The sequence below is a fragment of the Pseudomonas sp. DWP3-1-3b3 genome, from assembly GCF_049896305.1.
Lineage (GTDB): Bacteria > Pseudomonadota > Gammaproteobacteria > Pseudomonadales > Pseudomonadaceae > Aquipseudomonas > Aquipseudomonas azotoformans_A.
In genome coordinates, this window is the sequence record NZ_JAFCUA010000001.1 from 1 (window position 1) to 12059 (window position 12059).

Annotated in this window: 11 protein-coding genes; 5 read left to right on the top strand and 6 right to left on the bottom strand. The window is 60.7% G+C overall.

All coding sequences use genetic code 11. The features are described 5' to 3' along the window. Nucleotides 1–271: 271 nt before the first annotated feature. Complete coding sequence (locus ACP7BX_RS00005) at nt 272–1234, bottom strand: zinc-binding dehydrogenase (RefSeq protein WP_314534875.1); 963 nt, start codon at nt 1232–1234, stop codon at nt 272–274. 138 nt (nt 1235–1372) lie between these two features. Here ACP7BX_RS00005 and ACP7BX_RS00010 point away from each other — a divergent pair, with 138 nt between their 5' ends. Both ACP7BX_RS00010 and ACP7BX_RS00015 read left to right on the top strand, forming a co-directional pair. Then, nucleotides 1373–3454: a carboxy terminal-processing peptidase gene (locus ACP7BX_RS00010; RefSeq protein WP_191982998.1), complete on the top strand. Its 2082-nt coding sequence runs from the start codon at nt 1373–1375 to the stop codon at nt 3452–3454. A gap of 118 nt (nt 3455–3572) precedes the next feature. After that, nucleotides 3573–5342, top strand: a complete 1770-nt coding sequence (locus ACP7BX_RS00015) for a bifunctional diguanylate cyclase/phosphodiesterase (protein ID WP_028615784.1) — start codon at nt 3573–3575, stop codon at nt 5340–5342. Here the strand turns inward: ACP7BX_RS00015 and ACP7BX_RS00020 are convergent. The 4 genes from ACP7BX_RS00020 to ACP7BX_RS00035 form a co-directional block, all read right to left on the bottom strand. Next, a complete protein-coding gene (locus ACP7BX_RS00020) occupies nt 5339–5710 on the bottom strand; it encodes a hypothetical protein (RefSeq protein ID WP_005786715.1) in 372 nt (123 codons plus the stop codon). The two genes, ACP7BX_RS00015 and ACP7BX_RS00020, sit on opposite strands and share 4 nt — an antisense overlap. Continuing rightward, on the bottom strand, nt 5707–6048 hold the full coding sequence (locus tag ACP7BX_RS00025; protein WP_426132129.1) for a helix-turn-helix domain-containing protein: 342 nt from the start codon (nt 6046–6048) through the stop codon (nt 5707–5709). Before ACP7BX_RS00025 ends, ACP7BX_RS00020 begins: the two co-directional genes overlap by 4 nt. A gap of 93 nt (nt 6049–6141) precedes the next feature. Further along, on the bottom strand, nt 6142–6600 hold the full coding sequence (locus ACP7BX_RS00030; protein WP_038844836.1) for a YkvA family protein: 459 nt from the start codon (nt 6598–6600) through the stop codon (nt 6142–6144). A 313-nt stretch (nt 6601–6913) separates the two neighbouring features. Next, nucleotides 6914–7645 carry an FKBP-type peptidyl-prolyl cis-trans isomerase gene (locus ACP7BX_RS00035; protein ID WP_033897692.1) on the bottom strand — a complete coding sequence of 244 codons (732 nt, stop codon included), beginning with the start codon at nt 7643–7645 and terminating at the stop codon, nt 6914–6916. A gap of 258 nt (nt 7646–7903) precedes the next feature. On the opposite strand from ACP7BX_RS00035, the gene ACP7BX_RS00040 reads away from it, so the two are divergent. The 3 genes from ACP7BX_RS00040 (at nt 7904) to ACP7BX_RS00050 (ending at nt 11108) form a co-directional block, all read left to right on the top strand. Next, entirely contained in the window at nt 7904–9712 is a 1809-nt protein-coding gene (locus tag ACP7BX_RS00040; protein ID WP_426132128.1) for a di-heme-cytochrome C peroxidase, read from the top strand. Further along, on the top strand, nt 9709–10875 hold the full coding sequence (locus ACP7BX_RS00045) for a catalase family protein (RefSeq protein ID WP_426132127.1): 1167 nt from the start codon (nt 9709–9711) through the stop codon (nt 10873–10875). The genes ACP7BX_RS00040 and ACP7BX_RS00045 overlap by 4 nt, the downstream gene beginning before the upstream one ends. Before the next feature lie 110 nt (nt 10876–10985). Then, nucleotides 10986–11108, top strand: coding sequence for a hypothetical protein (locus tag ACP7BX_RS00050; RefSeq protein ID WP_256348291.1), 123 nt, complete (start codon nt 10986–10988; stop codon nt 11106–11108). Nucleotides 11109–11111: 3 nt separating this feature from the next. Here the strand turns inward: ACP7BX_RS00050 and ACP7BX_RS00055 are convergent, their stop codons facing one another. Then, the gene (locus ACP7BX_RS00055) at nt 11112–12047 is read right to left on the bottom strand and encodes a LysR substrate-binding domain-containing protein (protein WP_314534847.1); all 936 of its coding nucleotides are present in this window, start codon (nt 12045–12047) and stop codon (nt 11112–11114) included. Between the last annotated feature and the right edge of the window lie 12 nt (nt 12048–12059).

A 12059-nucleotide genomic window follows, 5' to 3' on the forward strand; every position in this document is an offset into this window, starting at 1 on the left:
GGGGTCTACCCAGCGCTGGCTTGCCTCTATCGTCGGTTTTCCCGATGAATTCCTTATCGGCGCTTTTGGTAGAAAGGACGGGACGAGAAGTCTCCCACGGTCCGTACTGGCTAGAGTCGGAATCTGGCTTTTAGTCGCCGCCCACCCCTTCAAGTCTAAACATACAAGCTGGCTTGCCTGCGATGGCGGTGTGTCAGATGAAGAATTGTTCACTGATAGACCGCCATCGCAGGCAAGCCAGCTCCCACATTGATGGCATTTCAAGCCGAGATCAGCTCAGCTTCTCATCAATCACTAACACCAACTTTCCAGAAATCCGGTTGGTCGCCAACTCGGCAAACGCCGCCTCGGCATCCTTGATCGGGAAGGTCTTGGCCAGTTGCGGGCTAAGGCGCTCTTCAACAAACAACGGCCAAACATGCTGGCTCAAGTCGCTGAACAGGTCGGCCTTGAACTGATCACTGCGGCTTCGCAAAGTCGAGCCCAATAGCTGAATACGCTTGCCCAGCACCTGCGCCAGGTCCAACTTGGCCTCGCGACCGCCCATCAAACCGATCAACACCCAACGGCCATCCAGGGCGAGCAGCTTGAGGTCCAGCGCTGCATAGTCGCCACCCACCGGATCGAGGATCACATCAAACGGCCCGAAATCCCGCAGCCCGTCGAGGCCATCGGTGCGTACCACGCCGCCCTGGGCGCCGAGCGCCTCGCAATAGGCCAGGCGCTCCGCCGAGCCGACGCTGACCCAGCACGGGCTGCCGAACGCCTTGCACAACTGGATCGCTGCCGAGCCCACGCCACTGGCGCCAGCATGCAGCAGCACTTTCTCACCGGGTTTGAGGCCGGCCAGTTGGAACAGATTGAGCCATGCAGTGCTGTACACCTCAGGCAATGCCGCCGCTTCGATCAGCGACAATCCTTCCGGCACCGGCAGAACGTGACGCGCATCCACCACCACCTCTTCGGCCATGCCGCCCCCGGCCAACAGCGCGCAGACACGGTCACCGACTTGCCAGGATGAGCCCGCCCCCACTTCGCTGATCACCCCGGAACACTCCAGGCCCAGCACCTGGCTGGCGCCTGGCGGCGGTGGATAAAGCCCCGCGCGCTGTAATAAATCGGCGCGATTGAGGCCCGCTGCCGCCACACGAATGCGAACTTGCCCTACATCGCACGTAGGAACGGGTTCTTCCAACCACGCCACATGACCGTCAACGCCTTGCAATGCTTTCACACTGCCTCCATAGTGAGTCTGGACTGAGCCCGTAGCTGTATCGCCGGGCTTTTTGCATTATGCGACCGGACCATATGGAACCGGCTCCCTCAAAGACGGCCTAATATGCGTTATCAATTGCCCCCGCGTCGAATCAGCATGAAGCATTTGTTCCCCAGCACCGCCCTCGCTCTTTTCATTGGTCTCGGCTTTGCGTCGATGTCGACCAATACGTTCGCAGCCAACAGCTGGGACAACCTTCAGCCGGATCGCGATGAGGTGATTGCCAGCCTTAACGTCGTCGAGTTGCTCAAGCGCCACCACTACAGCAAGCCGCCGCTGGACGACGCGCGCTCGGTGATCATCTATGACAGCTACCTCAAGCTGCTGGATCCGTCGCGCAGCTACTTCCTGGCCAGCGACATCGCCGAGTTCGACAAGTGGAAAACCCAGTTCGACGACTTCCTCAAGAGCGGCGACCTGCAACCCGGCTTCACCATCTACAAGCGCTACCTGGACCGCGTCAAAGCGCGTCTGGACTTCGCCTTGGGTGAGCTGGACAAAGGCGTCGACAAGCTCGACTTCACCCAGAAGGAAACCCTTCTGGTGGACCGCAAGGACGCGCCTTGGCTGACCAGCACCGCCGCCCTCGACGACCTGTGGCGCAAACGCGTCAAGGACGAGGTGCTGCGCCTGAAGATCGCCGGCAAAGAGCCTAAGGCTATCCAGGAGCTGCTGACCAAGCGCTACAAGAATCAGCTCGCGCGTCTGGACCAGACCCGCGCCGAAGATATCTTCCAGGCCTACATCAATACCTTCGCGATGTCCTACGATCCGCACACTAATTATCTGTCGCCAGATAACGCGGAAAACTTCGATATCAACATGAGTCTGTCGCTGGAAGGCATCGGTGCCGTCCTGCAAAGCGACAACGACCAGGTCAAGATCGTGCGTCTGGTGCCAGCAGGCCCGGCAGACAAGACTAAGCAGGTAGCTCCGGCCGACAAGATCATCGGTGTTGCCCAGGGCGACAAAGAGATGGTCGACGTGGTCGGCTGGCGCCTGGACGAAGTGGTCAAGCTGATCCGTGGGCCGAAAGGCAGCGTGGTGCGCCTGGAAGTGATTCCGCACACCAATGCGCCGAACGACCAGACCAGCAAGATCGTGTCCATCACCCGTGAAGCGGTGAAGCTCGAAGACCAGGCCGTGCAGAAGAAAGTCCTCAACCTCAAGCAGGATGGCAAAGACTACAAGCTGGGCGTGATCGAAATCCCGGCCTTCTACCTGGACTTCAAGGCCTTCCGCGCGGGCGATCCGGACTACAAGTCCACCACCCGTGACGTCAAGAAAATCCTGACCGAACTGCAGAAGGAAAAAGTCGACGGCGTGGTCATCGACCTGCGCAACAACGGCGGCGGTTCCCTGCAGGAAGCCACTGAGCTGACCAGCCTGTTTATCGACAAGGGTCCGACCGTGTTGGTGCGCAACGCTGACGGCCGTGTGGATGTGTTGGAAGACGAGAACCCAGGTGCCTTCTACAAAGGCCCGATGGCGTTGCTGGTCAACCGCCTCTCGGCTTCGGCTTCGGAGATTTTCGCCGGCGCCATGCAGGACTATCACCGCGCCCTGATCATCGGCGGCCAGACCTTCGGCAAAGGCACCGTGCAGACCATCCAGCCGCTGAACCATGGCGAGCTGAAACTGACGTTGGCCAAGTTCTACCGGGTTTCCGGCCAGAGCACCCAGCACCAGGGCGTACTGCCGGACATCGATTTCCCGTCGATCATCGACACCAAGGAAATCGGCGAAAGCGCCCTGCCGGAAGCCATGCCGTGGGACACCATCCGCCCTGCGATCAAGCCCGCTTCGGATCCGTTCAAGCCATTCCTGGCGCAGTTGAAGGCTGACCACGATACCCGCTCCGCCAAGGATGCCGAGTTCGTGTTTATCCGCGACAAGCTGGCCCTGGCGAAGAAGCTGATGGAAGAAAAAACCGTCAGCCTCAATGAAGTGGATCGCCGCGCGCAGCACTCCGATATCGAAAACAAGCAACTTGTCCTGGAAAACATCCGCCGCAAGGCCAAGGGTGAAGATCCACTCAAGGAGCTGAAGAAAGAAGACGAAGATGCGCTGCCGGCCGAAGCCGACAAGACCAAGCCGGAAGACGACGCCTATCTGGCCGAGACGGGCCGGATCCTGCTGGACTACCTGAAGGTCAGCAAACAGGTGGCCAAGCAGTAAATGATGGCGATTTAATGTGATCGCTCCGCGGAGTGTCATCATATAGACATCATTCTGTCGTGAAATGAAGGACCGCAGGTTTCCAGCCTGCGGTCCTTTTTTTTCGATCGAGATCGCCATGACCATGACCGAACAGCTGAATGCATTGGGCGTTATCCTGGCTCAAGGCAGTTTGCACAGCCTGTTCCAACCGATCATCAGCCTGTCTGAACGGCGTATTCTCGGCTATGAAGCCCTCAGTCGTGGGCCTTCCAACAGCCCGCTGCACTCCCCCATCGCCCTGTTCTCGGTTGCCAGCCAGGCCGGGCGGCTGAGTGAGCTGGAGATCGCCTGCCGCGAAAGCGCGTGCCGACGCTTCAGTGAACAGAAGCTACCGGGCAAGCTGTTCCTCAATGTCTCGCCACAATCGTTGATGGAAACCGCGCATCAACCGGGGCGCACCCTGCAATTGCTGCGTGACTTCGGCATTCCACCGAGCCAAGTGGTAATTGAGCTCACCGAGCAAACCCCCACCAACGATATCGACCTGCTGCAAACCGCCCTGCACCACTACCGCAACATGGGGTTCTCGATTGCCCTGGACGACCTGGGCGCCGGTTATTCCAGCCTGCGCCTATGGTCGGAGCTGCGCCCGGATTATGTGAAGATCGACCGCCACTTCATCGACGGCATCCATCAGGACGCGCTCAAGCGGGAATTTGTCGGCTCCATCCTGCAAATTGCCAAGGCGTCGCGTGCCCAAGTGATTGCCGAAGGGATCGAGTTGCCTGAAGAGTTGGCGGTACTGACGGAGATGGGCGTGGACCTGGTCCAAGGCTACCTGCTCTGCCGTCCACAGGAGCAACCGCCGCAGGAAGCGCGCCTGATGCTGCCCAAGCCCGACAGCGCCAACGTGGCACTGAACGACGAAGGCAGCGACCTCAGCGCCTTGCTCAGCGAACAGCCGGCGGTGGATCAGGACACCGCCACCGCCCAGGTGCTGGAAGCGTTCCGGCGCCAGGCCAACCTCAATTCCCTGGCGGTGCTGGATGGGCGCGGGCATCCGATCGGTATCGTCCACCGGCATTCGCTGTCGGATGCGCTGCTGAAACCCTTCGCCACCGACCTGTTTGCGCGCAAGCCCATCAGCCGCTTGATGAGCACCGACTTTCTGGCAGTGGAGCTGAGTCAGTCCCTGCAGCAAGTCAGCCGTTTGCTTACCAGTCGCGCGCGGCAACGCATCGAAGAAGACTTCATCATCACGCTCAATGGCGATTACCTGGGCCTGGGCCGGGTGATCGATGTGCTCAAGCTGATCACCGAGCTGAAGATCCAACAAGCGCGCTACGCCAACCCGCTGACCCTGCTGCCCGGCAACGTGCCGATCCAGCAGTGCCTGACGCGCCTGTTGCAGCAACAGCGCGAATCGGTGATTTGCTACGTGGATATCGACAGCTTCAAGCCATTCAACGATATCTACGGCTATGGGCGTGGGGATGAGGTGTTGTTGTGCCTGGCGCAGTGCCTGAACGACCGTGTCGACCCTAGCCGCGACTTTGTCGGGCATATCGGCGGTGATGACTTTTTGCTGGTACTGGGCCCGCAGGATTGGCGCAAACGCCTCAATCAGCTGCTGGATGACTTCCACACCCAATGCCGACGTTTCTACCGCGCCGAGCACCTTGAAGCGGGCTGCTTCGTGGCGCTCAACCGCCAGGGCGTGCGCCAGGAGTTTGCGCTGCTGTCACTGTCCATCGGCGTGGTGCATTTGTATCCACAGGCCTGTGGACAACTCGATGCCAGCCAGTTGGCGGAGCTGGCCTCGCAGGCCAAGCACCATGCCAAGGACATGGCCGGCTATAGCATCCATGTGATCGACAGCATGGACGCGCTGCCCCAGGCGCTTTAGGCCTCGGCAGACTCCGGGTACTCGTATTCGAACACCCGCACCACTTCCGATGCGTGCCAGGAGGCAGCGGCCACGCCATCGGACGGCCCACTGAAACGGCCCAGGCGCTCGACACATTCAAAGAAACCGGTACGCGGCAGGCGACTGGCGCCCTGGCTGATCACCAGCGAGCTACGCAGCGGCTGCTCGGCCTTGGCGTCCAACGCCGCCAGGTGCTCCAGGGCGGCAGCCAGGGTCTGCATGGCCGGCGTGGGGAATTGCAGGCGCTCCAGCAGCGCGCGGTAGGTCAGCAAATGGCGCTGGCGGCGCGCCTGGTCCAGTTCGTTGAGTAACCCATCCCAGTGTTGACGGCTGATACGTAGGCTCAAGATTCATCCCTCCAACCTGCAACGCCCAATTCCCAGGCCAGGCTGCGGCGGATTGCGGCATCCGGCTGGCGTTCACCACTTTCAATCAATCCAAGATATGAGGGGCTGATCCCCACGGTGCGGGCCAGGGTTTCGATTGCCAGGCCTTTGCCCTCACGCAAGCCGCGCAGGTCTGCGAGCGGGCGCAGGTCCTGTACAGGGGCGGCTTGGGCAGGCGATGAAAGAGGAGGAAGCGTCGGTTGTTGCTGACCGGCAGCTTTTAGCAGCGCCTGGTAATGATCCCATGGCAACACCGCGTACTCGGGTTCGCCATTGCGTGAAATTATCTGAATATCCATGACCGCCCCGTAGGATAACTGCACTTACTTAGTAAGCCCTTTCCTTAGGAGTGTAATCCTAACAGCCCTAAAGGTCGCAGGGGGATAGTCACGTCATGCGTTTTTTTGCGGGTTTTCCTTGGCCAGCAGAGCGGGCGTCGCAGGCAGGCGCTCAACCACGGCAAGCTTTTCCGGACGCTGGGCGTCGCGCCAGGCGCGAAAAGCGCTCAGTTCGCCGTCCAGGGTCTTCATGACCCATGCCAGCACGGCAATGTCGTCGAGCATGCCGAACATAGGGATGAAGTCCGGGATCGCATCGATCGGGCTCAGGAAGTACATCAAGCCCGCTACCACCGAGATCAGCGCCTTGGGGCTGATGGCCCGGTACTCGCCGCGCCAGTAAGCCAGGCACAGGGCCTGAAGCAACTTGAGGTCATCCTTGAGCTTGCCCAGGCGATTGCCCTGGCTGGAGCCCTTGGCGGCGACGGCGAACAGTAACGTCGGCAAGCGCCCACGGCCCAGGAGGCGTGCGGCCATGGGCAGGAAACGGGTGAAATTGAAGGGTGGTTTCATCGGTCACTCCAGTTCCAGGCGACATAAAAGGTTATCCACACAAATTGTGGATAACCTTGTGAACAGAGCCTATTTTCTGCGCTGAAAGCCACGTAGTTCAAGGCTTGCAGTCAGATCGGGCGTTTTTTGCGCACTGAAAAAAAACCCAAGATTTCATTGACTTGGCGTTGATGTGCGGCTACCCGTACTCGAGTCTTATATCAGACTGTTGCAGGTTGCAGGCGTTCGATCGGATGTGTGCGGGTGCGGGCTCTGCAACCCCCAGAAACAACAACGCCCCGTCGAGACGGGGCGTTGTGTTTTCAGGCGCCTGTTACTTCTTGGCAGCCGGTGCAGCAGGAGCGTCAGCCTTGGCTGGGTCCTTGATGGCCAGCAGCTCCAGGTCGAATACCAGCACGGAGTTGGCTGGGATCGCTGGGCTTGGGCTTTGTGCGCCGTAGGCCAGGTCCGAAGGAATGTACAGCTCGACCTTCTCGCCGACGTGCATCAGTTGCAGGCCTTCGACCCAACCTGGGATCACGCCGCTGACCGGCAGGTCAATCGGGCTACCGCGATCCACGGAGCTGTCAAAGGTGGTGCCGTTGGTGAGTTTGCCGGTGTAGTGCACAGTCACCACGTCAGTCGGCTTAGGCTGGGCGCCATCGGCTTTCTTGGTGATCTTGTACTGCAGACCGGAAGCGGTGGTGACGACGCCGTCTTTCTTGGCGTTGTCTTCGAGGAATTTCTTGCCGGCGGCTGCCGACTCTTCACTCATCTTGGTCATGCGTTCTTCAGCACGCTTCTGCAGTGCGGCAAACGCTTCAACCAGCTCGTCGTCTTTGAGCTTCTGCTCTTTTTTGCCGACGGCATCTTCGATGCCTTGGGCTACTGCTTTGGAATCCAGGTCATCCATGCCTTCTTGGGCAAGGCTCTTGCCCATGTTCAGGCCGATGCCATAGGAAGCTTTCTGCGCCGGGGTTTTCAGCTCTACGCTGGTCTGCGAATCACAACCCGCAAGTACCAGGCTAACCAGGGCCACCGCCGCCGCCAACCGATGCTGTTTCATGCTATTTCCTTGTTCATGCGCCAATAGGGCATTCGAATAAAGTCGCGAGCTTATCAGGCGGCCACGACCAATGGCTACCGGCATGTGAGCAGGAAACTTCTGATAAGTTCACGTGTTTAAAAGCATTTTCATTCATGATGGAGGCCCACGAAGGATCGCGGGACCGCCCATTACCGGGCTCATGGCCACTTGCCGCACCTGTGGCGTAGTGGCATAACATCGCGACAACTCGACAAGACCGAGACAAGGATAGCCATCTTGCGCATTTTTTCCCGTGTTTTACTCCTGATATTCACCCTGCTGGGCATCGCCCTGGCCGTGGTGCTCTATTACACCGTCAACCCCAAGCTGCCGGACTACGTGCCCGTGGAGCAGGTGCACTACCAGGACCAATGGAGTGCCGCCGACCGCCAGACCTATTACTTCACGCCCCAGGGCACCCAGGTAAAAGGCCTGCACTACGATTGGTTCACCGCTCTGGAGTTGCCGTTTTCCGAACAGCGTTTCGCAACGCCCGAGTATCTGGCACGCTTTGGCTTTCTGGTGGACCCCAAGCAAGTGCCCACCGCGCAAAACCCCGGCAACCTGCCGGTGGGTTTCGCCCGGCATAAAAACGCCGGCAGCAACGCCCAATACCTGGATATCACCTGCGCCGCCTGCCACACCGGCGAATTGCATTACAAAAACCAGGCCCTGCGTATCGACGGCGGTTCCGCCCAGCACGTGCTGCCCTCCAGCGTGCCAACCTTGCGCGGCGGCAGTTTCGGTCAGGCCCTGGTCGCCAGCCTGGCGGCCACCTATTACAACCCGTGGAAGTTCGAACGTTTTGCCCGCCAGGTGTTGGGGGATCGCTACGACGCCGAGCACACGCAACTGCGTAAGGACTTCAAGCAGTCGCTGAACCAGTTCCTCAAAGTGGCCTGGAACGATACTCACCGTGGCCTCTACCCCACTGAAGAAGGTCCTGGCCGTACGGACGCGTTTGGCCGTATCGCCAACGCCAGCTTTGGCGATGCCATTTCCCCAGATAACTATCGCGTCGCCAATGCACCGGTGGACTACCCGCAACTGTGGGACATCTGGACCTTCGACTGGGTGCAGTGGAACGGTTCGGCCCAGCAGCCCATGGCGCGCAATATCGGCGAGGCCCTAGGGGTCGGCGCGACCCTGGCGTTTTTCGACGACGCCGGCCAGCCACTCCAAGGCGATGCGCGTTACCCATCCAGCGTGCGGGTACGCGACCTCAACCTGATCGAAGAAACCCTGCAACGCCTCAAGCCACCGACCTGGCCCGAGGACCTGTTCGGCACCGTCGACAAGCCGCTCGCCGCTCAAGGCCGCGCACTCTTTGCCGAAAACTGCGCCGGCTGCCATGTGCCCAGCGTCAGCCAGGAAGGCGGACGCCCGGTGCAACAGCTGAAAATGCTGCCAGTGGACTACATCGGCACCGACCCCGGCACAGCCAGCAACATCGCCGAACAGCGCTACGACCTCAGCGCGTTGCAATGGGACCTGGCGGAATTGGCCAAACTCAACGTCGAACTGCACCCCACGCCGACCGAGCCGCTGGACCTGAAAAAGCTGTCCGTGGCCAAGGGCCTCGCCTACGTCACCGCGTTCGTCGAAGAACATGCCTACCGCGCCGCTGGCGTAACCCCGGCCGAACGCCCGCGCCTGGACGGCTACGGCCTCCCCATCGGCGTACGTGAGTTGCGCGCCTACAAGGCACGGCCATTGGCGGGCGTGTGGGCGACGCCACCGTTCCTGCATAACGGTTCGGTGCCGACGATCTACCAATTGCTCTCGCCCCAGGACGAGCGCAGCACCACCTTCTATAAAGGCACGTTCAACTACGACCCGCGCCACCTCGGCTTCGAGACCGACGCGTTCAAGAATGCCTTTTTGTTCGATACCAAAATCACCGGCAACCACAACAGCGGTCACGAATTCCGTGCCGGCAGTCGTGGCAACGGCGTAATCGGCCGTGGCCTGCTGCCGCAGGAACGCTGGGCGCTGCTGGAATACCTCAAAGTGCTGGGCGGCCCGCTGGAGCAACAACTGCCATGATGATTCGATCCCCCTACGACCGACCTTCCCTGCTCGCCCGCCTGTGGCTGCGCATCGGCGCGTTTCTGGGCAAGACCCTGCTGTGGCTGGTGGGCCTCGGCCTGCTCGGCTGGCTGGGCGCCAGTGCCTGGTACGCCTGGCAACACAGCGGCCCTGTGTCGCCGAATGAGCAGATTCCGCCCGGCGAAGCGGCGATGACACAAGGCATCATCCAGACGGCGGTGCGCATCGTCGACCAGCACCGCGAAGGCACCCGCTACCTGCGCGATGCCCACGCCAAGGCCCATGGGTGCGTGAAGGCCCAGGTCAGCGTGGTACCTGATCTTGATCCAGCATTGCGCCAAGGCGTGTTCGCCGAACCGGGCAAGACCTGGCAGGCGATGATGCGACTGTCCAACGGCAACGCCTACCCACAGTTCGACAGCATCCGTGATGCGCGGGGCATGGCGCTCAAGCTGCTGGACGTGCCGGGCAAGCAACTGCTGGCCGACCAACAGGCGCGCACGGAACAGGACTTCGTGATGTTCAGCCACCCGAACTTCTTTGTCAGCGATGTGGCGGAGTACGCGCAGAACATCGGCGCGCAAGCGGATGGCAAGAAAGTCCTGGCGTTCTTCCCCAAAGCCGACCCACGGACCTGGCAGGTACGCCACCTGTTTATCGCCCTGGCGACCCTGGCGCCCGCACCGGCGAGCCCGACGCAGACCACGTACTTTTCGGTATCGCCCTACAAGTTCGGGGCGGCCAACGCCAAGTTCCGCGTCGCACCCGACCCGCAAAGTTGCCCGGAGTACGTGTTGCCCAAGCAGAACCAGGACCTGCCGAACTTCCTGCGCAGCGCCTTGAGCCAGCAGCTGTCCACTGACCGCGTGCCTGCGTGTTTCGTGCTGCAGATCCAGCGGCAGAACCCGCAGAAATTCATGCCGATCGAAGACACCAGCATCGAATGGAAGGAGAGCGATGCGCCCTATGAAGCCGTGGCCAAGGTGCGCATCCCGGCGCAGGATTTCGACACACCCGAGCAGAACCTGGCGTGCGACAACCAGTCGTTCAACCCCTGGTTTGGTGTAGCGGAACACCGCCCAATCGGTGGCATCAACCGCTTGCGCAAGGCGGTGTACGAAGCGGTCAGCGATTACCGCCACAGCCGCAACGCTCCGTAAAGAATGCGTAACAATGGACCCGACGGCGTAAGGATTGCGTCGGGTCTATTGAGCCGTTTTCACCCCGCCTCTACCGTGAGTACCTACCCCATCACCCGTAGGAAATCACCGTGGAAAGCTCAACCCTCGGCATGATCGTACTGACCCTGATCGCCGTGTTCGGCACCGCGTCTTTTTGCTTCGAACACCTGGCAACACGCCAGACCAAAAAGAAAAAAACCGGTCAGCACTGACCCTCAGCCAGCCTGTTCTGGCTCCGCCGTTCGAGCCTGCAACCACTGACGAAAACTGCGCACCGCCGCCGGCGGGTTGCGGTGATGCGGCTGCATCAAGTGCAGGCGGCCGCGACTGTGCATGCTGTGGGGCAAGGCCATTTGCAGGCGCCCGGCATCGAGGTCGCTGTCCAGCAAGCGCTTCCAGCCGAGGGCGACACCGTGCCCCATCACCGCCGACTGCATCAACAGTTGATAGCTGTTGGTGCGCAAGGCGTGACGCGGCGAGTAGTAATCGGCGCCCGCATCAGCGAACCAGTCGGCCCAGGTGAGCCAGTCGTGATGGTGGTCCTCGACGATCAGCAAAGTGTGAGCGTGCAACAAGTGATGCAGGTCGCGAATCGGGCCGTGACGCTCAAGGTAATCGGGGCTGCACACGGTGATGACCTGTTCGCTGTCAAACACCGGCGACAGCTCAAGGCCGTGGGGCGCCGCCAGTTCATCCAAGTGATAGAACAAACCCAGGTCGTATTCGCTGACATCCAGGTGGCTGGGGCTTTCGCTGCACAGGATGCGGATATCCAGGTCCGGATGGTCGCGCTGGAACTGCGGCAACAGACCGGCCAGCCAGATAGAACTGATGGTGGGCGTGCTGGCCAGGGTCAACTGGCGATCGGCACCGCGCCTGCGCAACTCGGCGGACTCGCGATCAAGCTCGCGCAACAGGCGTTGGACGGTACGGAAATAACGTACCCCGGCGGGTGTCAGGCTCAAGCCCTGGGCCAGTCGATAAAACAGCGGGCGGGCCAGGTCTTCTTCGAGGCGTTTGACCTGGCGGCTGACTGCGCTCTGGGTCAGGTTCAGTTCATGGGCCGCCTGGGTAAAGCTCAAATGGCGGGCCGCCGCTTCGAAGGTCTGCAAGCAGTTGAGGGGAGGAAGATCGACGTTTCGGCGCGACATGAGCAAGTCCAT

Bases quoted from the DNA above. Each gene is read 5' to 3' on its own strand.
- ACP7BX_RS00010 (WP_191982998.1), top strand. From the start codon at position 1,373: ATGAAGCATTTGTTCCCCAGCACCGCCCTCGCTCTTTTCATTGGTCTC.
- ACP7BX_RS00015 (WP_028615784.1), top strand. From the start codon at position 3,573: ATGACCATGACCGAACAGCTGAATGCATTGGGCGTTATCCTGGCTCAA.
- ACP7BX_RS00030 (WP_038844836.1), bottom strand. From the start codon at position 6,600: ATGAAACCACCCTTCAATTTCACCCGTTTCCTGCCCATGGCCGCACGC.
- ACP7BX_RS00055 (WP_314534847.1), bottom strand. From the start codon at position 12,047: ATGTCGCGCCGAAACGTCGATCTTCCTCCCCTCAACTGCTTGCAGACC.
- ACP7BX_RS00035 (WP_033897692.1), bottom strand. From the start codon at position 7,645: ATGAAACAGCATCGGTTGGCGGCGGCGGTGGCCCTGGTTAGCCTGGTA.
- ACP7BX_RS00045 (WP_426132127.1), top strand. From the start codon at position 9,709: ATGATGATTCGATCCCCCTACGACCGACCTTCCCTGCTCGCCCGCCTG.
- ACP7BX_RS00025 (WP_426132129.1), bottom strand. From the start codon at position 6,048: ATGGATATTCAGATAATTTCACGCAATGGCGAACCCGAGTACGCGGTG.